The organism is Oceanobacillus sp. FSL W7-1309 (assembly GCF_038002145.1).
Classification (GTDB): Bacteria; Bacillota; Bacilli; order Bacillales; family Amphibacillaceae; genus Oceanobacillus; species Oceanobacillus profundus.
The window spans coordinates 902,138-926,180 of record NZ_JBBOBX010000002.1; the positions used below are offsets into that span (position 1 = coordinate 902,138).

21 protein-coding genes, 1 other RNA gene and 1 other annotated feature are annotated in these 24,043 nt (G+C 37.6%); of the genes, 3 read left to right on the forward strand and 19 right to left on the reverse strand.

Features of this window, described 5'->3' with window-relative positions; translation table 11 throughout:
* Positions 1–51: 51 nt before the first annotated feature.
* On the reverse strand, positions 52–1,266 hold the full coding sequence (locus tag NST46_RS17215) for a pyridoxal phosphate-dependent aminotransferase (RefSeq protein WP_303447314.1): 1,215 nt from the start codon (positions 1,264–1,266) through the stop codon (positions 52–54).
* A gap of 260 nt (positions 1,267–1,526) precedes the next feature.
* Here NST46_RS17215 and NST46_RS17220 point away from each other — a divergent pair, with 260 nt between their 5' ends.
* Positions 1,527–2,480: a LysR family transcriptional regulator gene (locus NST46_RS17220; RefSeq protein WP_341137507.1), complete on the forward strand. Its 954-nt coding sequence runs from the start codon at positions 1,527–1,529 to the stop codon at positions 2,478–2,480.
* Positions 2,481–2,526: 46 nt separating this feature from the next.
* Here the strand turns inward: NST46_RS17220 and NST46_RS17225 are convergent, their stop codons facing one another.
* The 16 genes from NST46_RS17225 to cymR all read right to left on the reverse strand — a co-directional run bounded on the left by NST46_RS17225 (position 2,527) and on the right by cymR (position 19,430).
* A complete protein-coding gene (locus NST46_RS17225) occupies positions 2,527–3,825 on the reverse strand; it encodes an aminotransferase class V-fold PLP-dependent enzyme (protein WP_095307125.1) in 1,299 nt (432 codons plus the stop codon).
* 261 nt (positions 3,826–4,086) lie between these two features.
* Positions 4,087–4,563: a transcription elongation factor GreA gene (gene greA, locus NST46_RS17230; protein ID WP_095307126.1), complete on the reverse strand. Its 477-nt coding sequence runs from the start codon at positions 4,561–4,563 to the stop codon at positions 4,087–4,089.
* Positions 4,564–4,922: 359 nt separating this feature from the next.
* A complete protein-coding gene (gene udk / locus NST46_RS17235) occupies positions 4,923–5,549 on the reverse strand; it encodes a uridine kinase (RefSeq protein WP_095307127.1) in 627 nt (208 codons plus the stop codon).
* Positions 5,550–5,565: 16 nt separating this feature from the next.
* Positions 5,566–6,207, reverse strand: a complete 642-nt coding sequence (locus NST46_RS17240; RefSeq protein ID WP_095307128.1) for an O-methyltransferase — start codon at positions 6,205–6,207, stop codon at positions 5,566–5,568.
* An 84-nt stretch (positions 6,208–6,291) separates the two neighbouring features.
* A complete protein-coding gene (gene mltG, locus NST46_RS17245; RefSeq protein WP_095307129.1) occupies positions 6,292–7,410 on the reverse strand; it encodes an endolytic transglycosylase MltG in 1,119 nt (372 codons plus the stop codon).
* A 289-nt stretch (positions 7,411–7,699) separates the two neighbouring features.
* The gene (locus tag NST46_RS17250) at positions 7,700–7,981 is read right to left on the reverse strand and encodes a DUF1292 domain-containing protein (RefSeq protein WP_095307131.1); all 282 of its coding nucleotides are present in this window, start codon (positions 7,979–7,981) and stop codon (positions 7,700–7,702) included.
* Between the two features lie 12 nt (positions 7,982–7,993).
* A complete protein-coding gene (gene ruvX / locus NST46_RS17255) occupies positions 7,994–8,407 on the reverse strand; it encodes a Holliday junction resolvase RuvX (RefSeq protein ID WP_095307132.1) in 414 nt (137 codons plus the stop codon).
* A gap of 11 nt (positions 8,408–8,418) precedes the next feature.
* On the reverse strand, positions 8,419–8,685 hold the full coding sequence (locus NST46_RS17260) for an IreB family regulatory phosphoprotein (protein ID WP_095307133.1): 267 nt from the start codon (positions 8,683–8,685) through the stop codon (positions 8,419–8,421).
* Positions 8,686–8,834: 149 nt separating this feature from the next.
* Positions 8,835–11,480 carry an alanine--tRNA ligase gene (gene alaS, locus NST46_RS17265; RefSeq protein ID WP_341137508.1) on the reverse strand — a complete coding sequence of 882 codons (2,646 nt, stop codon included), beginning with the start codon at positions 11,478–11,480 and terminating at the stop codon, positions 8,835–8,837.
* A 209-nt stretch (positions 11,481–11,689) separates the two neighbouring features.
* Positions 11,690–11,898, reverse strand: a binding site (T-box leader).
* A gap of 42 nt (positions 11,899–11,940) precedes the next feature.
* Positions 11,941–13,008, reverse strand: a complete 1,068-nt coding sequence (locus NST46_RS17270) for an AI-2E family transporter (protein WP_095307136.1) — start codon at positions 13,006–13,008, stop codon at positions 11,941–11,943.
* Between the two features lie 56 nt (positions 13,009–13,064).
* Complete coding sequence (locus NST46_RS17275; protein WP_095307137.1) at positions 13,065–13,253, reverse strand: hypothetical protein; 189 nt, start codon at positions 13,251–13,253, stop codon at positions 13,065–13,067.
* A 66-nt stretch (positions 13,254–13,319) separates the two neighbouring features.
* The gene (gene recD2, locus NST46_RS17280) at positions 13,320–15,638 is read right to left on the reverse strand and encodes an SF1B family DNA helicase RecD2 (RefSeq protein ID WP_341137509.1); all 2,319 of its coding nucleotides are present in this window, start codon (positions 15,636–15,638) and stop codon (positions 13,320–13,322) included.
* Between the two features lie 180 nt (positions 15,639–15,818).
* Positions 15,819–16,487: a tetratricopeptide repeat protein gene (locus tag NST46_RS17285; RefSeq protein ID WP_095307140.1), complete on the reverse strand. Its 669-nt coding sequence runs from the start codon at positions 16,485–16,487 to the stop codon at positions 15,819–15,821.
* Positions 16,488–16,502: 15 nt separating this feature from the next.
* On the reverse strand, positions 16,503–17,615 hold the full coding sequence (mnmA, locus tag NST46_RS17290; RefSeq protein ID WP_341137510.1) for a tRNA 2-thiouridine(34) synthase MnmA: 1,113 nt from the start codon (positions 17,613–17,615) through the stop codon (positions 16,503–16,505).
* A gap of 110 nt (positions 17,616–17,725) precedes the next feature.
* Complete coding sequence (locus NST46_RS17295; RefSeq protein WP_341137511.1) at positions 17,726–18,868, reverse strand: cysteine desulfurase family protein; 1,143 nt, start codon at positions 18,866–18,868, stop codon at positions 17,726–17,728.
* Between the two features lie 142 nt (positions 18,869–19,010).
* Complete coding sequence (cymR, locus tag NST46_RS17300; protein WP_341137512.1) at positions 19,011–19,430, reverse strand: cysteine metabolism transcriptional regulator CymR; 420 nt, start codon at positions 19,428–19,430, stop codon at positions 19,011–19,013.
* Positions 19,431–19,561: 131 nt separating this feature from the next.
* Here cymR and NST46_RS17305 point away from each other — a divergent pair, with 131 nt between their 5' ends.
* Together NST46_RS17305 and NST46_RS17310 are read left to right on the forward strand one after the other, a co-directional pair.
* Entirely contained in the window at positions 19,562–20,839 is a 1,278-nt protein-coding gene (locus NST46_RS17305) for a replication-associated recombination protein A (protein ID WP_341137513.1), read from the forward strand.
* A 314-nt stretch (positions 20,840–21,153) separates the two neighbouring features.
* Positions 21,154–21,819: an RsfA family transcriptional regulator gene (locus NST46_RS17310; protein ID WP_340001869.1), complete on the forward strand. Its 666-nt coding sequence runs from the start codon at positions 21,154–21,156 to the stop codon at positions 21,817–21,819.
* Between the two features lie 60 nt (positions 21,820–21,879).
* On the opposite strand, the gene ssrS is transcribed toward NST46_RS17310, so the two are convergent.
* Both ssrS and aspS read right to left on the reverse strand, forming a co-directional pair.
* Positions 21,880–22,074, reverse strand: a non-coding RNA gene (ssrS, locus tag NST46_RS17315) — 6S RNA.
* 192 nt (positions 22,075–22,266) lie between these two features.
* Positions 22,267–24,042 (reverse strand): aspartate--tRNA ligase, encoded by a 1,776-nt coding sequence (aspS, locus tag NST46_RS17320; protein ID WP_303447337.1) that lies wholly within the window; start codon positions 24,040–24,042, stop codon positions 22,267–22,269.
* Position 24,043: the final 1 nt, after the last annotated feature.

The following is a 24,043-nucleotide window of genomic DNA, read 5'->3' on the forward strand; positions in this document are numbered from 1 at the left end:
GTCAGAACATAGTTCCCTGTGGAATAGGATTGTTTCTCTTTTCTGAGGTAGTCATTTACGGTACTCCTCTACTACTTGAATAATACGGTCAATTGCATCAGTTGCGACCTGATGATTTTGTGAGAAATTTATGCGAAAGCTATCTTTAAACTTTGGTCCAAATTCAGTACCCGGGGTTACTGTAACAGCTGCTTGAACGCGAAGTACCTTTACGAAATCATATATAGAAATAGTTAATTCGGGGAACTGTGGAAATAGATAACTCCCTGCCTCTGTAGCTCTTACCTTAAAGCCTTGCGCATTCCAGAACTTTTTAACCAAATCATCCCGAATTGCCTGGTGTTGTGCAATCCTTTTTTCCATCCATCCTTTCGGTTCAGAAAACCAAGATTTCAATACGGCTTGGTTATAGCCGCCAGCACGCAGGGACACGATAGCCTGTAGTTTCTCCATACGATCGATGATTTTGGCAGACCCAAATGCTACTCCAAGCCTATACCCACTTAACGACTCAGTTTTTGATGGACCCATAATCGTGATTATATTTTCGGGATTTAAGATATTCTGTGCACAAAGATGTGTATACGCACGTCCATCAAAAATTTGACGGGAATACAGCTCATCAACGATAACTGCTACCCCATAGTTTTGAGCCAGTTCTGCAATCTCATAAATTTCTTCCTGTGAATAAATGACGCCTGTAGGATTATTAGGATTAGAGAATAAAAAGAGTCTAACACCAGCTCGGAAAGCATCCTCTAACTGCGTTAAGTTCAAACCTGCTGAATTGTCATTATCGAAATAGTCCATATGGACAGGGACAACCTCACCATCAAAAAATTCGACTAGTTTTCGGTTAGCAAAATAGTCTGGTTCTACAATTGCAACTTTATCCCCTCTTGAAATAGAAGCTCCCATAGCTAGAAAAAGTGCACCTTGCGTGCCTGGCGTAATAATAAGATTCTGCTCTGCATTAATCGTTGTACCCGCAAAAATCGAAAGCTTTTCTGCTGCATCCTCACGAATATTTTTACTTCCACGATACTCCGTGTAGGCCTGTTTCCCACCAGAATTTACACCTTCAATAAAAACGTCCAATGATCCTGGTATTGGCTCGAAAGCATCAACATCACCATGTGAAAAATCAACAGATGACCCAAGCATTCTCTTCTTGTGAATATCAACCTCAACGGTATTCTGTCGTACTTCTTGTCCTGGCGCATATTCAGCACCTAGTTTTAAAAACTTTTCTTCTAATAAGCTCATACGTATTCCCTCCCTCTCTTTGTCATTCCTTACCACTTTGCATAATCCTTGATTATTCTCTATAGTTATAATAGTAGCTCTTTAAGGATTACAACTCCAATACGAAAACATTTATAATGATATATCCTTTTCTCTATATGCCAAATAAAATGGTACATAAAAAGTGAATGTACATACTTCTTTTTAAAAATAGTATAAAAGGGAAATTTTTAAAGTACGTCTATAGTAAAGGGGATTCCAGGACTCTAATGCTCAAAAATATGGATTATGTATATGAAGTATATTTGAATAGAAGTTTCTCAAAAGCAGCAGAAAAGCTTTATATTTCACAGCCAGCACTTAGTGCGACAATTAAGAAGGTAGAGGCAGAAATTGGTCTTCCTATTTTTGATAGGAGTAGTAATCCAATCCAACTAACACCAGCAGGAAGATATTATATTGAATCAATCGAGTACATCATGCATCTAGAAAAAGAAATGCGATCCTATTTTAATAGCTTAGCGGATCATAAACAGACGTCTATCAATGTTGGGGGAGCTTCCTTCTTCTGCACTTATATTTTACCAACAGTCGTTCAGGAATTTAAACTTAAACATCCAGATTATATGGTGCATCTCCTCGAGGCTAATGCAGATGATTTAATGAAAGATCTGCGTTCAGGCACTGTTGATATTGTGATAGATGTTGAAATGAAAGGAGATCCTAAAGTATTCGATTCTTATGCTTGGGAAAGAGAAAATATTATACTTGCAGTTCCTTCCTATTATAAAATAAACAATGCCTTGGAAAAATATCGTCTAACTTTCAAAGATGTTGTAAATGGGCAATATTTGAGTGAGAAATATCCGAAAGTCAATCTAAAGGCATTTGAAAAAGAAAATTTCCTATTGCTAAAAAAGGGAAACGATATGTACCAGAGAAGTTTGAAGATGTGTAAAAAGGCAGGTTTCACACCCAGTGTAACCATGTATCTAGATCAGATGCTTACTTCCTATTATATTGCTTGTAATGGAAAAGGGATTGCTTTTGTACGTGCTGGAGTTACCCATTACGTAGAGGCAACCGATAAATTATTTTTCTATAAAATTAATGATATAAACGCTTATCAAAATATTATGTTGTATTATAAAAAGTCCCAACCACTTTCAAAAGCCGGTATGGATTTTATTACATTTTTAAATAAGAGGAGTTTGTCTTCCTTTAAATCAGAATAAACGCTCACTCCAAGATGAGCGTTCAAAAATTTGCTCTATTTCTCTTTCATATGATACTTTTTATATTTCTTTCAACGATTTTTTGTGTAACTTCTAGGAATTCTTCAATTTCCTCTACAGTGTTACAGTGTAAAGGCGATATCCTAATTGCACCTTCCATTCCAAATGATTGCAACATTCTTTTGGAATAAATGCTTGATGCTACACGATCATAAACAATAATGTTTTCAGCTCCATATTGATTAACCGCTTCATGATAGTCAAAAGACTCTATACGAATAGCAACGATAAAATCCCTTTTGGACAAATCTTCATAGTCAAGATAGACGGTGATGCCCGGGATATTTCTTAACCCTTTTGCTTTATCTGTTCCATCCAGCATAACTTCAAGAAGAGATCGTTCATGTAAAGCAATCCGATTCATTCCTTCTACAAACATTTTTCTTCTATCATGCTCATCGGAAAATTTACTTCCTATCCAGCAAACATAATTTACAACCTCACTGATGGAAGCAAAATGTCCAGGTGTTGAACTGCCAAGTTGTAAATCACTGTTATCCTTTCCAAACAGGCGGTGATGTGGAAGTTTTGCAGCTCTTTCAGAAAGATAAGCAATCCCGCTTCCCCTCACTCCGAAAAATTTATACGGTGCTATATTCATCGCATCTACAGGGGTTTTTTCGATATCAATTAAACCATGTGGGGCATGCTGCACAGCATCAATAATAATATATAAATCTGGTTTTATTCTTCTTGCTTCTTTTACAATTGTCTCAATATCTAAAATGGCGCCTGAAATATTCGATGCATAAATAACACTCAAAAAACAAGTGTCGCTGTCAATAAGTTTCGTTATTTCATCTACATCCACTCCTCCTGTTACAGGGTTAGTGTTAGCAACACGAAATTCCTTTCCTAACTTATTTGCATAAAACTTGGCAGCATCAAATGCAGATGGATGCTCTAATGCGGTAGTAACAATATTTGATCCCTCAATATTCTCAGCAATCACACCAGTAATTTCAAACATAGCCTGGGAAGCAGTTAGGTAAGTTGCAATGCTCCCTTCTTTCGCATTAAATATTGTTCGTGTATCATTTATTCCTTGTTGTTCAATTTCAAATAAAAATTTTGCTGTTTCATGGTCACGTCCGGGATGATCTGGAATCAAATCGAACTGCGCAAATTTTTCATTGGCGCTTTTCAGTCGAAAGGATCCTCCTGCGTTGTCAAGAAACAGTCGCTTCTTCTGTGTATGGGGATCAATATCAACAAATGCAAACTTATCTCTGATTTGACTTAGTAAATCATTACTAAACAATGTTTCAGTCGTCAGCTTAACCAATTAGTAGCACCTCCATTATTTTCTAATAGGTCTTACAATAATAGTAATACTTCTAAATTGGTAACTCCAATACGAAAAAGTTTATAATGATATACATTTTTCTCTATGATTATCTAATAAAGATCGAATGTGTTAGGATTAAAAATACATAATATGTTGTTACGGGGAATAAAAAGTTGGGTATACCTATAAAAAATAGTGGCTACCATGTCCATTTAAACATAGTATCCACTACTCATTGTAAGATTGATTTATAAATTACTACTCCACTTTCGTAATTTTAACTTGAATATCGCCACCAGGGGTTGCCACTGCTACCTCTGTCCCAATTTCATGACCTAATAAGCTTTTTGCCATTGGAGAATCATTGGAAATTTTTCCTTCAAATGGATCCGCTTCCGCACTTCCAACGATTGTATAGGTTTCTTCATCTCCATCAGGTAATTCCATGAAAGTTACGGTTTTACCTAAAGAAACAACATCTGGATTATCATTATCATTTTCAATGATGACTGCATTGCGAATCATTTTTTCCACTTGTGTAATACGTTGTTCAACAAATGCTTGGTCATCTTTTGCCGCATCATACTCGGAGTTCTCAGATAGATCGCCAAAGTCTCGTGCAACTTTAATTCGTTCCACAACCTCTTGACGTCGATCTGTTTTCAAATAATGTAATTCCTTCTCTAATTTTTCTTTCCCCTCTTGTGTCATATAATAACTTTTCTCTACAACCATTCAAAACACTCCTTCTTTTCACTATACAAATAAAAATAAGCGTTAAAGCTTATGCTGACGATAAAAAAAATATACTAAAGATTACTATGGCAGATTTGTAACCGTTTTTCAATCTTTTTGTTTTAGTGGTCGTTCAAAAAGTCCGGTGAAAATGACACTTCGAGAACAGATGACCTTCAACTAACTTCCGACACGTCCTGTGTCAACGTCGAAGTCACCACATGCTATAGAAGCTCGTTGGCTTACTTTTCCACTCTTTGGAAAAGAAAATCACTTTTCCTGCGTGTAAAATCGCCTGCTCCAAGCTACGCCGCCTCGAACTGCTCGGTCCTTTCCATCCTTCTTTTTGAACCTACACTTTATTTTTTTGCTAAGATTGTTTCGATTTTAGAAGCCATTATATCAATCGCTACATGGTTTTGTCCACCTTCAGGAATTATAATATCTGCATATCGCTTCGAAGGCTCGATAAATTGTAAATGAGCAGGTCGTACACTATTAATATACTGGTCAATAACGGAATCTAATGAGCGACCTCTTTCCTTAATATCCCTTAATAACCTGCGAATAATACGAAGATCGGCATCTGTATCAACAAATACTTTAATATCCATTAAATCAACTAGCCGTGGATCTTCAAGTATTAAAATTCCTTCAACAATAATTACTTCTTTCGGTTTTACATGTATTACTTCATCTGATCGTGTATGAATTTTATAATCATAAACAGGCTTTTCGATAGGTTTATGATTCATTAAATCACGTAAATGGTCAATTAGCAAATCATTATCAAACGCTAATGGATGGTCATAATTCGTGTTTAACCTTTCCTCCAATGGAAGATGACTTTGATCTTTATAATAATAATCTTGTTCTACAACAAGAATGGTTTTATCTGTAAAGCGTTGACAGATGGAGCGTGTTACAGATGTTTTACCACTGCCACTTCCACCGGCTACACCGATAACTACTGGCTTGTCCCGCACGAAAAAGCACCTCTCCTTATTTCATTTTATAACTTACTGCTACTCCATCTCCTATTGGCAAAATCGTTGTTTTGAAGTCGGGATGATTCGTTAGCATCTCATTGTAATTTCTTATTTTATCTACCATCTTCTGATAACGCTTCGGAACATCAAGAGGGTTCGCGACGAATCCTCGGAATAACACGTTATCCGAAATGATAATGCCATTTGGATTTAACATTGGGTTAGCAAGTTCAAAGAAACGCTCATATTGACCCTTTGCCGCATCAATAAAAATCAAGTCAAACCGTTTTCCATGTTCAGCTAGTTCTACAAGTATGTCTAGAGCATCCCCTTGTATTACCTCGATGTGTTCTTGTTTACCTAATGCTTCAATGTTTTTTACTGCTTGAAGATAGCGTTGTTCGTCTTTTTCAATTGTTATAATGAAAGCATTGGAACTCGCTGCTTGCATTCGTAAAGCAGAATATCCAATCGCTGTTCCTATTTCTAATATTTGCCCGGGACGTGTTAATCGCACGAGCTGTGCTACAAAGTTCATGCCTGACCTATCCATAATCGGCACCTGATCAGCTTTGGCTTCCGATTCGAGTTTAGTTATCCAATCTTCTTGATCTGGTAATAGAGCTGTTAAATATTTAGTTATTTCTTCGTTCATTCTTTTACCTCTTTGCTCGTTATAGTACCTTTTATACTTATAAAAACGGGAAATGTGAAATAGATATTTCACATTCCCAGATAATTATTTCATATATTCATCCCTGTTTTGTAAATGCTCCTCGTACGTTTCAGCATAATATATTTCCCCTTTTTTGTCGTGCAGGAAATACATATAATCCGTATCTGCTGGTTCAACTACGGCGTTTAAAGAGCTTTCCGCAAAATTGGCAATTGGGCCAATTGGCAATGCAGTGACTTTATATGTGTTGTACGGGGAATCTATTTCCAAATCCTCATACGTAACAACCTCATTATGCTCCCCTAAAGCGTATAGAACAGTAGGGTCTGTCTGAAGTGGCATCTCCGCTTCCAAGCGATTATAAAATACTCCTGAAATTTGTTGTCTTTGTTCCTCGCTTGCCGTTTCTCTTTCAACGAGTGAAGCAAATGTAAGTGCTTCGTGTACATTAAAATCTAGTTCCTCAATAGCTGGCATATATTTAGATACTACGTTTTGTGTTTGATCAAGCATTCCCTCAACGATTGATTCAATGCTTGGGGATTCGACGTAATAATCATAAGTCGAAGCAAATAAATAGCCTTCTAATGGTGTTCGAATATCGGGATCGAGTATTTCTTCTGATAAAAGATTTGGGTATCGTTCCATCAATTCTTTAACATAAGCTCGATCATTAACGGTTTCGAGAAATTCCTCTTTTGTAAAGTCAAATCGCTCACTATATATTTCAGCAATTTGATCAATTGTTAATCCTTCAGGAATGGTCACGGTATGGACCGCATCCAGTATTACGCGTCCATTTTTCAGTGACTCTATAATTTCATCAAATGTCATGGCAGGTGTAAAGGTATATTCACCCGCTTGAAAATCAGACTCATTATTAAATTTTACATAGAACCGAAAAACTCTTCCATCTTTAATAATTCCGTTTTCCTCTAAAATTGCAGCAATATTTGAGCTTGAAGAACCGATTGGTATTTCTACTGTAATTTCTTCTTCACTTTCTGCATCTACAGGCTCCAGAGCCGATTTCACGTATAAATAGCCTGAAATTGCACCAATGGCTAATATCAGGAACAAAGCAACAAGTATAATCAATACAATCTTTCTTACAGTACTTGCCTCTTGGCTTCTGGTAATAAGGTTGTCCTTAAAACTGCCTGACCCTTTCTTTTTGGACATCCAATATCCCCCTTTCATCCGCTATATTATACTAAAAAATGATATTTTTATCCATAATATAGCGGAATTCAACAAAGGCACATGCGGTTCTATAGCAATAATAGGTTGATTTACAGTTTAAAAGGTTTAGCGGATTTTTATCCTTCCACTTTTTTAATGATTTGGTTTGGATAAGACCTACCTTTCTGAAATAAACGTTTTGATATAGATAGCACGTCTTAACCTTCCATCAATCAAGCAAAAGCTGATGTCAAAAATGACATCAGCTCCGTTTTTATGAAATTAATACTTACGATTCATCTTCTTCCTCTGCTAATGTGTTTAGCATTTCTTCAACGATGTCCCATTCTTCATCTGATTCAATTGGGAAGAGTGATAAGTCGGAGTCGTCTGTTTCCTCATATCGGAATGCATATACTTCTACTTCCTCATCATCTGCTTGTTCAGCAGGAACAACTGCAATATATGTTTGTCCTGTTTCATCTACATCAAATGTAAATAATACTTCAAATAGATGCTCTTCACCATTTTCATCTGGTATAATAATTCTTTCCTTTTCTTCTAATCCCATACTATCACTCCTTTATTTTTGATCAAGATAGCCTTGCAGTATCATCACTGCTGCCATTTTATCAATTATCTTTTTTCTTTTTTTCCTACTCATATCTGCTTCCAAAAGTACGCGTTCTGCTGCGATGGTTGAAAGCCGTTCGTCCCACAACTCGGTTGGTATACCATGTACTTCTTCCAAATGACGTGCGTATCTTTTTGATGCTTCACCACGTTCGCCAATTGTACCATTCATATTCTTCGGTAATCCAACGATAGCTTTTCCGATTTCATGCGTTTCTATAATTGATTTTAGTTCAGCATCCGCTGAATGAATATCGGCTTCATCCCATTTTATCGTTGTTACACCCTGTGCTGTCCAACCAAAAGCGTCACTCACTGCTACACCTATCGTTTTTGAACCTACATCTAATCCTACAATTTTCATCTGCTTATCCTTTACTTATCTTTATGCTGTTCCAAATAAAACTTAACCAATTCTTCAATAACTTCATCTCGTTCAACTTTGCGAATTAAATTTCTGGCATCATTGTATCTTGGAATATACGCTGGATCGCCCGACAATAAATAACCTACTATCTGATTGATCGGATTATATCCCTTTTCTTGCAGAGACTCATGTACCGTCAGAAGAATATCTTTTATATCCTGGTCGAATGGTTCCTCTGAGAAATTAAATTTCATTGTCTTATCTATTGAACTCATCGTGACACCTCGTTCCAAGTTTGCCTTGTTATAATACAATCGCTTCTAATTCATATTCTAACATGTTTATACAAATTATTATATCTTTTTCCAAAGAAGGATACAAACTGTCCCTACTTTTCGTTAGAACTTCAGTCCAAAAATGTTGCTTAAGCCTGCTTAATATTTTCAATTATATAATGTTTAGCTGCTTCTAGTGCTTCTGCAATTTTTGCTGGATTTTTACCACCTGCTTGTGCCATATCTGGGCGTCCACCGCCACCACCGCCGCAAATGGTTGCAGCTTGTTTGATTAGGTTCCCAGCATGTAAGCCTTGCTCAATCAAATCTTTTGACACACCTGCAGCTAATTGAACCTTTCCATCATTTTCAGCCGCAAGTAAAATGACACCAGAATCTAACTTTTGCTTCAATTCGTCGAGCATCTTACGTAATTGATTCATATCTTTCACGTTTACCTTTTGAGCTAGAAGGCTTATATCCTGAATGGATTCTACCTTATCTAAGATAGATGAAGCTTCTAAATTGGATAATTTCGCACTTAAGGACTCATTCTCTTTTTGTAATCCTTTAATTTCTTGATGCAATCCTTCGATTCGTTCTGGAAGCTGTTCTTCTTTTGATTTAGCAAGCTTTGCAGATCTGCTAAATACTTCTAATTTATCATTGAGGTATTCATATGCATGTTTACTTGTAACAGCTTCAATTCTTCTTGTACCAGCCCCAATACCGCTTTCTGATACAATTTTGAATAAGCCAATTTCAGAAGTGTTCGTCACATGGCAACCACCACATAACTCTAGACTGTAATCACCAATTTGAACAACTCTTACAACATCGCCATATTTTTCACCGAATAAAGCCATTGCACCCATCTCTTTTGCTTCATCCAGTTTCTTATTATCTATAAACAAGAAAATTGATTCCCACACTTTTTCATTAACAATGTGTTCAATCTGTTTCAGTTCATCCTTCGTTACAGGATTAAAATGGGAAAAATCAAAGCGTAATCGCTCTGGTGTCACTAATGAACCCGCTTGGTTTACATGTGTGCCTAAAACGTCCTTCAACGCCTGATGGAGCAAATGTGTTGCCGTGTGGTTTTTGATGACTGCTGTACGGAAGCGCTCATCCACCATTGCTTTTACGCTCTCACCTGCATGAAATTCACCTTCTTTAATTTCAACACGATGAATATGCTGGCCTTTTGGTGACTTCTGTACATCCAGTACATACGCAGATGCATTTTCTGTGTATATCCAACCATGGTCTGCAACCTGCCCACCACTTTCAGCATAAAAAGGAGTCCGATCTAAAAATAATAAAACTTCATCACCTTTTTTCATGGTGTTTACAACTTCTTTTCCACCAATAATGGATGCTATCGTTGTATCCACTTCAAGCTGATCATAGCCGACAAATTCACTTTCAATCTTGATTTCACTTAAAACTGTATCTTGAACTTGCATGGAATCTACCTTTTGTCTTGCATTTCTAGCACGCTCACGTTGCTTTTCCATTTCCTGTTCGTAACCTTCCTGATCAATAGTGAAACCTTGTTGTTCTACATATTCTTCAGTAAGCTCTTTCGGGAAACCGTACGTATCATAAAGTCGGAATACTTCCTCACCAGGAAACATCGTATTTCCTGCAGCTTTTTCTCGATCCATAATGGATGATAGTATATGCAATCCATCATTTAGCGTTTCATGGAAACGCTCCTCTTCCACCTTGATAATATTTTGAATAAATTCACGCTGACGTAAAACTTCTGGGTAGAAGTCTTTCATTATTTCACCAACGGTATCGACTAATTCATACATAAATGATTTCTCAATTCCAATTTCTTTTGCAAATCGAACTGCTCGTCGTATGAGTCTTCGTAGTACATAGCCTCTGCCTTCATTTGATGGAACCGCACCATCACCTATTGCAAAGCTTACCGTGCGGATATGATCAGCAATGACCTTAAATGCCGTATCACCCTCATCACTATTTCCATAGGTAGTATTTGCAATAGCTTCCGTTTTACGGATAATTGGCATAAATAAATCCGTATCAAAATTCGTTGGTACCTGCTGAATGATCGATGTCAATCGCTCAAGGCCCATTCCAGTATCAATATTTTTCTTTGGCAACGGTGTGTACGTGTCATCTGGATTATGATTGAACTGGGAAAATACAAGATTCCACACTTCCAAATAACGGCTATTCTCTCCACCTGGATAAAGCTCTGAATCATTGGGATCATTTCCATATGCTTCACCACGGTCATAGAAGATCTCCGTATTTGGTCCACTTGGTCCTTCACCAATATCCCAGAAGTTTTCCTCTAAGCGAATAATTCTCTCTTTTGGAATTCCAATTTCATTCAGCCAAATGTCATATGCTTCATCATCCTCTGGATGTACGGTAACAGATAGTAATTCTTTATCAAAACCGATCCATTTCTCATCCGTCAAAAACTCCCAGGCCCAAGTTATTGCTTCTTTTTTAAAATAATCACCAATGGAGAAATTCCCTAGCATTTCAAAAAATGTATGGTGTCTTGCTGTGAAGCCAACATTTTCAATATCATTTGTGCGAATGGACTTCTGTGCATTCACAATACGCGGGTTTTCCGGAATTACTCGACCGTCGAAATATTTCTTCAATGTTGCAACCCCACTGTTAATCCATAATAATGTTGGGTCTTCGACAGGAACTAGAGAAGCACTTGGTTCTACCTGATGTCCTTTCTCTTTGAAAAAGTCAATAAAGAGTTGTCTTATTTCTGCTGAGCTTAATTGTTTCATGAATCATTCCTCCAAACGTTTTATAAAGCGAAACTTCATTCAGTGGGGTTTTCGTTCTTCCTCCACTGAATGTTAGTTGAACAAAATTAGGAATTTACAGGCTGTTTCCCCCAACCTTCACGCGATTCGGGTTCCCTCACACTTAAAAATGGGGGGATTACAGCTCGTTAATGCGTGATAAAATTAAAAAATCCCCTCTCTGCATTGAATGCAGGGACGAGATTTGTTCGCGGTACCACCCTAATTATGAATGATAAAATCATTCATCACTTAAACATGGTAACGGTATGAGACCGACGGGGATTAGCCGTACTCCAGCTTAGCTTTCCATGAGGCTATGTTTAGGATTTCTTTCAACCAAGGAAACCCCTCTCTTTAAACTAGCTGCTCATGTACTTTGTGCCTTCTTCGCGTTTCATTTATTATGATAGCGTAATTATAAAAAACTTTTGTTGCATTGTCAATGATTAGACCGTAGAGAAACAAACTGTATGGCAATCACTTTTAAAATCGTTAATGCAGGGACAGCCAATATCATACCCCAGACCCCAAATAATTGACCACCTAATAATAAAACAAAGATGATTGCTACAGGATGAATTTTAACCGTTTTCCCCATAATATACGGAGATAAAAGGTTCCCTTCGATTACTTGAATGACAAAAATAGCAATAATCACAAATATTACAGTGTTCCCCCCTATTGTATAGGAAATCATCACCACAGGGATTGCACCAATGATTGGTCCGAAATACGGAATAATATTTGTAACTCCCATTACAATCGCTAAAAGCAGCGCGTAATTAACATCAAGCAATTTAAAAATGATTAGACATGCAATACTAACAAATAAACTGACGATCAGCTGTCCTCGAATATAGCCTCCAAGTCCTTTATCAACTTCTCTCAATAATTCAGCCGCTTCATCCTTATATTTATTTGGAATAAACCACATAAAAAAAGATTCGATCTTCACATAATCCTTGATGAAGTAAAAAACGAGTACTGGTATAACCGTTATAATAAGAATCATGTCGAAAATTCGTGTAAAGCCTAAGGCAAGCCTACCAAGTAAATTATCCAAGGATGTTTCTAAAGTTGCTATCAGCTGATCAATTTTGTCATGTACTGTTTCAGGTAAAAACGAAGTATAGCTGTATACTTGATAAATCCAGCTTTCGTACATGCGAATAAATTCAGGGAGATTTTCGTTTAAATCACGGACCTGGTGAACAATAGCTGGATATCCTTTGTAAAATAAATAACCAACCCCGCCAAAAAATATTAAATAGATTAACAGGATCGCTAGACCTCGATGGATATTCCACTCATGTAGTTTTTCCACTAATGGATGAAGCAAATATGCAATTAATGCTGCAATTAAAAACGGAATGAAAAGCTTCCATAAAAATGAAAAAAAGGCTTCGTAATATGGCATTGTTTTTACAAGTAGAAAGGAAAATATAAATAACACAATCCCAATTAATAGCCAATACAGTAATCGAAAGCGCTTTTTGTCCTCAACCATGATAAACACTCCTCGGGGGCATTTTGTATTATCTCGCTATCCTAAGCCGGGAGTGTTTATGGTAATTTTCTTTCCTCTTTGGTAAACAAATCATCCAATGAGCTTAAGCTTCCATCAGCTTCGATTTGATGCACCATTAATTCATTGCTTGTCACTGTCATTTCAATAAAGCAAGTCCAGCAATAATAATCCTGTGTTCCTATCTTTCCAATGTCTTTTCCATTACAGTTCGGGCATCGTAGCATGATTTTAACTCCTTTTCGAGTATTACGCTACTATACTTGCCCGCTTGTATATTTTTTATACCTTCATTACATGAAATCATACGGTGAGATTTCTTCCTCATCCACTTCTTCGGCTTCTTCCATTTTCAAATCTTTCATTCTTCCACTTAATTGCTCTTTCAAGGACGTATAGCGTTTATTTGTATCCATTGTTTGAATCCCTTTTAAAAATGCCTGTTGTTCACCACAAATAATTAAAGACTCTTTGCTTCTCGTAATTGCTGTGTACAATAAATTTTTTCGCAGCATTCGATAATAGGTTGATACAACCGGAAGAATTACAATTGGAAATTCACTGCCTTGTGACTTATGAATCGAAATACAATAAGCATGTGTAAAATTAATATAGTTGTTTCGTTCATAAACAACTTCTTTATCATCAAAAGCAATCACAACCTGCTCCACATTATCTACATTCTCTTCCTCTCGAAAAATAGCAACAACTTCTCCAATATCGCCATTATATACGCCATCCTCTGGTTGATTGACAAGCTGAATCACTTTATCTCCAACTCGGTAAACCACATCATGGTACTTTACTTCCCGCTTCGTTTTTGTTTTTGGATTAATCAACTGCTGTAACTGTTGATTAATCATCGTGATCCCTGCCTGACTTCGATACATAGGAGCCAATACTTGAATCTCCTTGACATCAAGTCCTTTCTCTTTAGCCTTTGTGAAAATTGATGTTACTACTTGAAGCATTTGATGTTCATTACATGCAATAAAACTAAAATCTTTATCATTCTGTAACGATTGGACTGTCAGTTGATTATTTTTTATTTCATGTGCGAGCTGAATGATTTTCGATCCTTCTTTTTGGCGGTATACTTCATTCAGACGAACTAGCGGTAGTAATTTACTATTTAATAAATCTGTTAATACTTGTCCAGGTCCAACAGATGGAAGCTGGTCTTCATCACCAACAAGCAATACTTGCATTTCATCTGGAATTGCCTTAAATAAACTGTTCGCAAGCCAAATATCTACCATGGAAAACTCATCAACAATTAGAATTTTTCCGGATAGCTGTTCTTGTTCATCCTTATTGAACCCATTGCTCCCATTCCAACCCAGTAGTCTATGAATGGTCAGTGCTGGAAGACCAGTCGACTCATTCAAGCGTTTTGCAGCTCTGCCTGTTGGCGCAGTTAAAACGAATGGAAATTCAGCTGGATCATCATAATCTTTCGGATTAAGTGAAACATCATGTATTGTCGCATATGCTTTTAAAATCCCTTTAACAACCGTTGTCTTTCCAGTTCCAGGTCCACCGGTTAGAATCATTACTTTTGAATGCAACGACTGATTAATCGCAGAAAACTGTTCTTTCCCATAGCTAAGTACTTCCGATTCTTCAATATCACCCGTTATTTTCATCATTTCAGCTAGCGGTGTTTCATCTTTAATGGGCTTCTCCATAATCCGTTTTAAATTCGCTGCAAAGCCATCTTCTGCATAATAAAGCGAAGGTAGGTACACCTTAGTGTCTTTCATGATAACTTTCTTCTCTTTATTCAATTCTTCCATTTGTTCAGTAATAATACGAACCTCTTCGGAATGGATGCTAAGTAGCTCTCCAACTTGGTCTGCACAAAGTTCTATAGGAAGATATACATGACCATCCTGAATACATTTTTGCAGGATATAAATACACCCAGCTCCAATTCGGTTTGGGTGTGTCATTGATAATCCATTCTGTTTTGCGATGTCATCTGCTGTCCGAAACCCAAATCCTTCTATTGTGAACACATACTGGTACGGATCTTCTTCTAAAACTTCAATAGCTTCATCTTTATATTCTTTATAAATACGCTGTGCCATTTTTAAACCAACACCATAGTTGGCCAAATAAACTGCAACATGTTCAAATCCTTGATTCTCCTGTATACTCGATGCTAAACGTTCAGCAGTTTCTTTTTTTAGTCCTGGAACTCCCTGCAAAATACTTCCATCATTCAAAATTTTGGTGATTGCTGTTTCGCCTAAATGCTCAACGATTCGTTCCGCAGTCTTTTTCCCAACACCATAAAAGAGATCGCTTGATAAATAGGCTACTAAACCATCCTTTGTATTTGGTACAATCGTTTTATAGGAAGAAACCTTATACTGCAGTCCAAACCTGGCATGTCTTTCAAACGTTCCATAAAAGAAATAGGGGGTTTGCTCTTGGAGGTTGGAAAAATAGCCTTTTGCAACTATCTCTTTTTCTTTAAAATCTTCATTTGTATCCTGAACTCGGATCTTAATGATAGAAAAATGTTCTGTTTCATTATGAAAAATGGTATACAAAATTTCACCTTTAATATACCCTCGTTCATCTATTGTTTGTTGATCCTGTTCCATTTGAAACAACCCCACTATCTTATTTCAGCTCCAGCCCCCCCTCACCGCATGTCCCATGATGCAAACATCGACACCATACAATTTTTTGGGTCGCTATCTTCTTCGATGGGACGGTCGATACGGCAAATCTCACTAAATGAGGAAGTTATTCGTAAATCGCTAAACTGGAAGCTACACCTTTTATTTCTTGTTTTCGTTTATAAACTGCTCCACGTTTTGCTTACCGTTTAATGCAAGCAGATGGTCTGGTTGAATGCGTAATGCTTCATCAAAATGTTTCAATGCATCTTGCACCTTTTCATTAAACAATGAAATAACGCCTAAATTGTAATGGGCATCACTATGTGCCTGATTGATTTCAAGTACCCGTTTAAAGATCGCCTCTGCATCAGCTAAACTATCACTTTGTGCGAGCGAAAGCCCATATTGGAAAAGCACTTCTTCATCATCCGGATTTAGTTCCGTTGCCCTTAATAAATAGGGTAATGCTAGGCGTGGTTGTTCTTGACTTTGCAAAGTTATACCGAGCATGAAATAGACATCACTTTCTTCTAATCCTAACTCAATTGCTTTTTGAAAATTGGCTTGCGCTTTTGGAAATGCAGACTGTTCAAAATATAGATTACCTAATCCATAATAAGCAGTAGCAGCCGATGGATCTAATTCAACTGCCCTTTCTAAAAAAAGCAGTGCGCGATCATTTTCATTCACTTGCATTAACAAATTGGCGAAATTTATATAACCAACTGCGTCATTTGGATGCTTTTCAATCACTTCATTGAATAACTTTGCTGCTTCTTCAAAATTTTGTTCTTTCATATATTGTATTGCTTGTGCATTCTTGTCCACGATAAAACTCCTTACTTAACCAACATAATCCAATGCGCGATTATTTTTTATAATTTGATCGATTGTAGCTCCACCAAGACAAATATCTCCATCATAAAATACGACTGCTTGTCCCGGAGTAATCGCACGTTCGCTTTCAGCAAATTCCACATAAACGTTTCCGTTTTCTTGAACAGTAACTGTTACATTACTATCTTTTTGACGATAACGGAATTTTGCTGTACATGTAAACGTTTCAGTAATGACATCCGGGTTTATCCAGTTAACATCTGTTGCAACTAAAGCATCTGAGTAAAGTGTTTCGTGACTGAAGCCCTGTTCAACATACAAAATGTTTTCTTTCAAATTTTTCCCCACAACAAACCATGGATCCCCTGAACCGCCGATCCCCAAACCTTGACGCTGTCCAATTGTATAGTACATTAAACCATCGTGACGACCTTTTACCATGCCATCCAATGTTTGCATCTCACCAGGCTGTGCCGGTAAATATTCGCTAAGAAATTCTTTGAAATTCCGCTCACCAATAAAACAGATCCCAGTAGAATCTTTTTTATCAGCCGTAACAAGACCGTTTTCCTTTGCGATCTTCCTAACTTCGGATTTTGGTAAATGGCCGAGTGGGAACATCACTTTTTCTAAAACATCGGATGATAATTGATTTAAGAAATACGTTTGATCTTTATTGTCATCTACTCCACGAAGCATTTCGACACGTCCATCTATTTCACGTACTTGTGCATAATGACCAGTAGCTAAATAGTCTGCACCAAGTGCCAAAGCATGATTGAGAAACGCTTTGAATTTAATTTCTTTATTACACATAACATCTGGATTTGGTGTACGTCCAGCTTTATATTCATCAAGAAAATATGTGAACACTTTGTCCCAATATTGCTTTTCAAAGTTTACAGAGTAATACGGAATATCCAGCTGATTACAGACGCGGACGACATCATCAAAATCCTCCGTAGCCGTACAAACACCGAATTCATCTGTGTCATCCCAGTTTTTCATAAAGATGCCAACAACATCGTAGCCTTGTTCTTTCAAAAGCAATGCAGCTACAGATGAATCAACACCTCCACTCATGCCAATTACGACACGTGTATCTTTATTATTTTTCATTTTCTTCACTATCCTTTATAGAGGTTGTTCCAAGTACTTGAGGTTACGGATTTAATCCGTTCAACTAACATTCAATGAGGTTGTAAAGATCCCCCTGTCGAAATTTTACTTTATGCTGATAATCGTTTGACGATTCGAGAAACACGTTTAGCTGCTTCTTTCACATTTTCCTCTGTATTAAAAATGCCGAAACTGAATCGAACCGAATTCGTTGTGCATGGGTTATCCTTTCCAAACATAGCGGTCAATACATGTGACGGTTCAACGCTTCCTGCCGTACATGCGCTGCCACTAGAAGCCGCAATTCCATCTAAGTCGAAATTCGCTAAAAGTGCTTCAACATTTGTTCCTGGAAAGCTAATGTTAATAATCGAAGCTATAGCCGCTTGCATATCTCCATTCACTTCAAATTGTACTCCATTTTCTTCTAACGTTCGAATAAATAGCTCTTTATATGCCTGATACTGTTCTTTCCTGCTCACTTTATTTTCCATTGCTAGCTCAACAGCTTTTTGAAAACCAAAAGCACCAGCAACATTTTCCGTCCCTGGGCGACGTTTACGTTCCTGTTCCCCACCATGTTGCAGTGATTTTAACATGACTTTTTCATTTGCATACAAGAAACCGATACCTTTTGGCCCATTTATTTTATGCGAAGAAACCGTAAGCATATCAATTCCCAATTCCTTCACATCTATATCAATTAAACCATATGCTTGTACGGCATCTGTATGGAAATATGCTTGATGGTTATGCAGAAGTTCTCCTATTTCCTTAATCGGCTGAATAATTCCCGTCTCATTATTGACAAACATTATTGACACTAGAATCGTTTGTTCTGTTAATGCAGCTTGTACATCCTCAATCCGTATTTTTCCATTTTCATACACCGGAATATACGTAACATCAAAACCAAGGGTCTCAAGCTCTTCAGCTGTATGAAGTACTGCATGATGCTCTTGTACCGTTGTTATAATGTGGTTTCCTTTTTGCCGATTTGCTAACGCCGTTCCTAAAAGCGCGAGGTTATCTGCTTCGGTCCCTCCACTTGTAAAGGTAATTTCTTTTTCATTCGCGTTAATGCTTAACGCCATAACACGCCTAGCTTCATCAAGTATCTGACGTCCTTTTCTTCCAAAAGAATGCACACTTGATGGGTTACCGAAACTTTCTTTATATACTGGAAGCATTGCTTGAATAACTTCCTCATCCATTGGCGTTGTTGCAGCATGATCCAAATAAATTGGTTCCATAATACATTTCCTTTCTGCTTCCAGCTTAGCGCCCAACGACAAGCGAGACTGACCTCACTTCCGCAAGAATGATCGACAAGCCAGACTACCCCTAAGTACGGGGAGTCCATATATCGTTACCCCGGCGCTTCCGCTTTTGTCCTTAAATATAAAACATGTAAGAATCCTGCACTTCATCATCATCATGATTTGCTAAATTTTCTAAAGTGGTATTATCTAAAACGTTCTTTACCGCATCACGAATTTCTAACCACAACGCTTGCTGTGCAGGTTGCTCATCTTCAATTCCTTCCACAATTGTAAGGGGACCTTCCAGAACACGGATAACATCCCCTGCCGTAATTTCCTTCGGTTCCTTCGATAAAATATATCCACCATATGCACCACGGATACTTTTAATCAATCCGGCATTTCGTAGCGGTGAAGCAAGTTGTTCTAAATAATGCTCCGATAAGTTATTTTCTTGGGCAATTGCCTTTAACGATAAAGGACCATCCCCGTGCTTTTTTGTTAAAGCTATCATAATGGTTAAACCATATCTACCCTTAGTTGAAATTTTCATCTATTATGCACCTCTGTTTCTTTCAAACGCCCATTCGTTTATAATATTTGTTATTATAGCATGAATGGAGTAGGTCTTGCATTTTAGCAATCCTAATACAATTAATTAATTATATATAAAGGGAGATATAAATGAAACAAAAACCTCTCGCATTTCGAATGAGACCTGAATTAGTTACAGATATTATTGGACAGGAACACCTTGTCGGCGAAGGAAAAATCATAAATCGAATGGTACAAGCAAACCAATTAGCATCGATGATTCTTTTTGGACCACCTGGAACGGGGAAAACTTCCATGGCATATGTACTTGCTAAAAGTGTCGGTCTTCCAGTTAAAATGCTTAACGCAGTTGCTGACAAGAAAAAAGATATGGAAATAGTAGTCGAAGAAGCAAAGATGATGGGACAGGTCGTCTTAATACTTGATGAAGTACATCGCTTAGATAAAGCAAAGCAAGATTTCCTGCTGCCTCATTTAGAAAGCAATTTAGTAACATTAATCGGCTGTACGACAAGCAATCCCTATCATTCAATTAATCCAGCAATTCGTAGTCGATGTCATTTATTTGAATTGCATGGTTTAACTTCAGAAAATGTAAAAACTGCGATTCACCGTGCTTTGGAAAATAGTGAAAATGGTTATGGAAATAAAGATATTGTTATTACAGATCCGGCAATTGACCATATTGCGAATTCAGCTAATGGCGATTTAAGATCTGCTTTAAACGGACTGGAGCTTGCGGTCGCATCCACGCCTGAAAATAACGATAACCAAATTATAATTGATTTGGACACAGCTGAAGAATGCATGCAAAAGAAAAGTTTTTCACATGATAAAAATGGCGACGCACACTATGACGTGCTTTCTGCTTTCCAAAAATCAATTCGTGGAAGCGATGTGAATGCTGCGCTGCACTATTTAGGCAGATTAATTGAAGCAGGTGACCTTGATAGTATCGCCCGCCGAATGATTGTCATTGCCTATGAAGATATTGGTCTTGCAAATCCACAGGCTGGTCCACGTGCTGTTGCAGCAGTTCAAGCTGCAGAAAGACTTGGGTTCCCTGAAGCTAGAATCCCATTAGCTGTAGCGATTATTGAACTTGCCCTTTCCCCCAAATCAAATACGGCATATAAAGCGCTTGACGCAGCTTTATCCGATATTCGAAGTGGAAAAAGCGGTGATATCCCAGCACACTTAAAAGATGCACATTATACTGGCGCAGCAAAGCTTGGTCGAGGGATTGATTATAAATATCCACATAATTACGATGGGGCTTGGGTTCAGCAGCAGTATTTACCTGACTCTATCAAAAATAAAAACTACTACCAACCAAAAAATAGTGGTAAATTCGAACAAGCATTAAAGCAGGTTCATGATAAAATTCAGAGTGAGAGTAAAAAATAACCTATAAGTGCGTATTCAAAAGAAGGATGAAAAGTACGCTGCAGTTCGACCGGTGTAGCTTTGAGCAGACAATCTGACACAGGTAAAGAAAGCCAACGACCTTCCGCAAAATGTGGTAACTTCAACGTTCGACAAAGGACGTCTCGGGAGTTAGTCGAAGATCCTCTGTTCTCGAAGCGTCATTTTCACCGGACTTTTTGAACGACCTCTATAAGAGATTTTCCCAATATGTATAATTCCTTTTTTATGCGGTAATAATAGACTTAAAACATGCAATCTATTGTTGTACTACTATGAAAAAGGAGTTGAATATATTGGTTAAAGTTAGACAAGACGCTTGGTCACATGAAGATGATTTACTACTTGCAGAAACAGTGCTGCGCCATATTAGAGAGGGCAGTACACAATTAAATGCATTTGATGAGGTTGGAGACCATTTAAATCGCACATCTGCAGCTTGCGGTTTCCGCTGGAACGCCGAAGTAAGGTCAAAATATGAGAGTGCTATCGATCTTGCAAAAAGACAACGAAAAGAAAAGAAAAGAGCATTAAATACTTCGACAAAGAAAACAAGAGTACCTGCCATTTCATTGTCTCCAGTAACAGAAGTGGTAGAAACTAATCTTAATACGCATTCTATTGTTGCAGCAGAAGCACCAAGCTTAAACATTGATATGGTGATTCAGTACTTAAGAGAATTAAAAAAGGAATCGAATGCTTCCTCTCAATCAAAAGCAGTATCAGAGGCACTTGAAAAAGAAAATAACCTGTTAAAATCGAAAGTTCAAGAACTAGAAAAACAGCTTTCATCTACAGAGGATCAACTGGTCTCAATTCAAGAAGATTACCAGACTTTCATTCAAATTATGGACAGAGCCCGAAAAATGACTGTACTCGATGATAAAGAAAGTCGTACAGCTCCCACCTTCCGAATGGATAAGAATGGTAACTTAGAACAATTAGCTCATGGATCAAATTAATATAAACGAGAAAGGAAAAAGGACCCTTTGGTCCTTTTTCCTTTCTCGTTTATGTATTCGGTCAATCCCGATTGTGCCGTTCTATCTTGAGCTTTGATCCCGCTTCAGACAGGTGGGTGCCCAGTTTTATAGATATCATGCTTCCAGGAATGAATAATCATAAAGGCATGCATTCACTACAAAAACAAGAACGAGCTCCCAAGTATACAATTGTTCGGTCAAAATACTTATAATAGACGAACACATCAGGATTGAAATGAAATTTGCTGATTTGTAAATTTATCTTAACATACCAGATGATTTTTTTCAATATTTACAACTATTAAATTTGAACTCATCATTTCTTCCTTCCTAGTTTGAAAATGACTTGTTAGCCATGGTCAATCTAGGAAGGATTGCTTAATTGCTTTCCGTAATATCCGTACTCATTGTAAAAGTGCTTGTAAATTATTTAGTTGCACTTTTCTCTGAAAGCTTGATAGCAAGTTCATCTAGCTGTGCATGACTAACTTCACTTGGTGCATTTGTCATTAAATCAGATGCAGAGGCAGTTTTCGGGAAAAGAATTGTATCCCGCAGGTTCGATCTACCAGCAAGCAGCATGATAATCCGATCAAGACCAAGCGCTATGCCACCATGTGGTGGTGCTCCATACTCTAAAGCTTCAAGCAGGAACCCAAATTGTTCTTGAGCTTCTTCTTCTGTAAAACCTAACACGTTAAACATATGGTCTTGCTGTTCTTTCTGATAGATACGAATCGATCCTCCGCCTAGCTCATAACCGTTCAACACAAGATCATACGCATTTGCTTTAACATTAGCTGGGTCAGTTTCTAATTTACCTAGGTCTTCCTCAACTGGCGATGTAAATGGATGATGTGCCGCAAAATATCTGCCTAATTCCTCATCATACTCAAGTAACGGCCAATCTGTTACCCAGAGAAAGTTGAATTTTGATTCATCGATAAGCTCAAGCTGTTTAGCTAGCTTCAGGCGTAGTGCTCCAAGGCTGTCATATACGACAGAGGTTTTATCTGCTACAAATAAAAGCAAATCTCCATCTGTTGCTTCCGCTTTTTCCAAAAGACTTGATTTTTCATTCTCCGTGATGAATTTAGCAATAGGTCCTTTTAATTCGTCTCCTTCTACCTTCACCCAAGCAAGTCCTTTGGCACCATACACCTTTACAAAGTCCGTTAATTTGTCAATATCTTTACGAGAGAAGGTAGCAGCCTTACCTTTTACATTTAAGAGTGCAACCTTCCCACCTGATTCAATTGCCCCTTGGAACACTTTGAACGTTGAGTCCGCTAAAACATCCGATACTTGGACTAATTCAAGTCCAAATCTTGTATCCGGCTTATCAGAACCAAAACGCTCCATCGCCTCATCATATGGCAATCGAGGCAAAGGAAGTTCAATATCAATGCCTTTTACTTCCTTAACAACCTTCTGCATCATGCTTTCCGTCATTTCCATGATTTCGTCACTCGTCAGGAAGGAGGTTTCAATATCAATTTGTGTAAATTCAGGCTGGCGATCTGCCCGTAAGTCTTCATCTCGGAAGCATCTAGCAATTTGATAATACTTTTCAAATCCACTTACCATAATGAGCTGTTTAAATAACTGTGGTGATTGTGGTAATGCATAAAATTCACCTGAATGCACGCGACTAGGTACGAGATAATCCCTCGCTCCTTCTGGAGTGCTCTTTGTCAATATTGGTGTTTCCATTTCTAAAAATTCATGGTCATTCAAGAAGTTCCGAATGATTTGGGTTGTTTTGTGACGCAGCTTGAACGTTTCCTGTAATTCATTTCTTCTAAGATCTAAGTAACGGTATTTTAACCTTACATCCTCGGAAACATCAGTCTCATCTTGGATTGCAAATGGTGGTGTTTTCGCTTTATTCAAAATCGTCACGGATGAAGCAACAACCTCAATGTTTCCGGTCTTCATATTCGGATTTATTGTTGATTCATCACGTTTAACAACTGTTCCTCGTACTTCTACAACATACTCCGAACGAATCCGCTCCGCAATTTCTAATGCTTCCTGTGAGTTATCTGGATTAAAGACAACTTGAACTAGTCCTGATTTATCACGTAAATCAATAAAAATTAAACCACCTAAATCACGTCTCTTCTGTGTCCATCCTTTTAGGAGTACTTCCTGGTCTATCATTGCTTCTGTTAATTTTTCTGTATAAATTCTTTCATTCATT

Bases quoted from the DNA above. Each gene is read 5' to 3' on its own strand.
- ruvX (WP_095307132.1), bottom strand. From the start codon at position 8,407: ATGAAAATTGTAGGATTAGATGTAGGTTCAAAAACGATAGGTGTAGCA.
- NST46_RS17270 (WP_095307136.1), bottom strand. From the start codon at position 13,008: ATGGTTGAGGACAAAAAGCGCTTTCGATTACTGTATTGGCTATTAATT.
- alaS (WP_341137508.1), bottom strand. From the start codon at position 11,480: ATGAAACAATTAAGCTCAGCAGAAATAAGACAACTCTTTATTGACTTT.
- NST46_RS17305 (WP_341137513.1), top strand. From the start codon at position 19,562: ATGAAACAAAAACCTCTCGCATTTCGAATGAGACCTGAATTAGTTACA.
- NST46_RS17250 (WP_095307131.1), bottom strand. From the start codon at position 7,981: ATGGGATTAGAAGAAAAGGAAAGAATTATTATACCAGATGAAAATGGT.
- mltG (WP_095307129.1), bottom strand. From the start codon at position 7,410: ATGTCCAAAAAGAAAGGGTCAGGCAGTTTTAAGGACAACCTTATTACC.
- recD2 (WP_341137509.1), bottom strand. From the start codon at position 15,638: ATGGAACAGGATCAACAAACAATAGATGAACGAGGGTATATTAAAGGT.
- greA (WP_095307126.1), bottom strand. From the start codon at position 4,563: ATGGTTGTAGAGAAAAGTTATTATATGACACAAGAGGGGAAAGAAAAA.
- cymR (WP_341137512.1), bottom strand. From the start codon at position 19,430: ATGAAAATTTCAACTAAGGGTAGATATGGTTTAACCATTATGATAGCT.
- NST46_RS17260 (WP_095307133.1), bottom strand. From the start codon at position 8,685: ATGAGTTCAATAGATAAGACAATGAAATTTAATTTCTCAGAGGAACCA.
- mnmA (WP_341137510.1), bottom strand. From the start codon at position 17,615: ATGAAAAATAATAAAGATACACGTGTCGTAATTGGCATGAGTGGAGGT.
- NST46_RS17215 (WP_303447314.1), bottom strand. From the start codon at position 1,266: ATGAGCTTATTAGAAGAAAAGTTTTTAAAACTAGGTGCTGAATATGCG.
- NST46_RS17295 (WP_341137511.1), bottom strand. From the start codon at position 18,868: ATGGAACCAATTTATTTGGATCATGCTGCAACAACGCCAATGGATGAG.
- NST46_RS17275 (WP_095307137.1), bottom strand. From the start codon at position 13,253: ATGCTACGATGCCCGAACTGTAATGGAAAAGACATTGGAAAGATAGGA.
- aspS (WP_303447337.1), bottom strand. From the start codon at position 24,042: ATGAATGAAAGAATTTATACAGAAAAATTAACAGAAGCAATGATAGAC.
- NST46_RS17220 (WP_341137507.1), top strand. From the start codon at position 1,527: ATGGATTATGTATATGAAGTATATTTGAATAGAAGTTTCTCAAAAGCA.
- NST46_RS17240 (WP_095307128.1), bottom strand. From the start codon at position 6,207: ATGAACGAAGAAATAACTAAATATTTAACAGCTCTATTACCAGATCAA.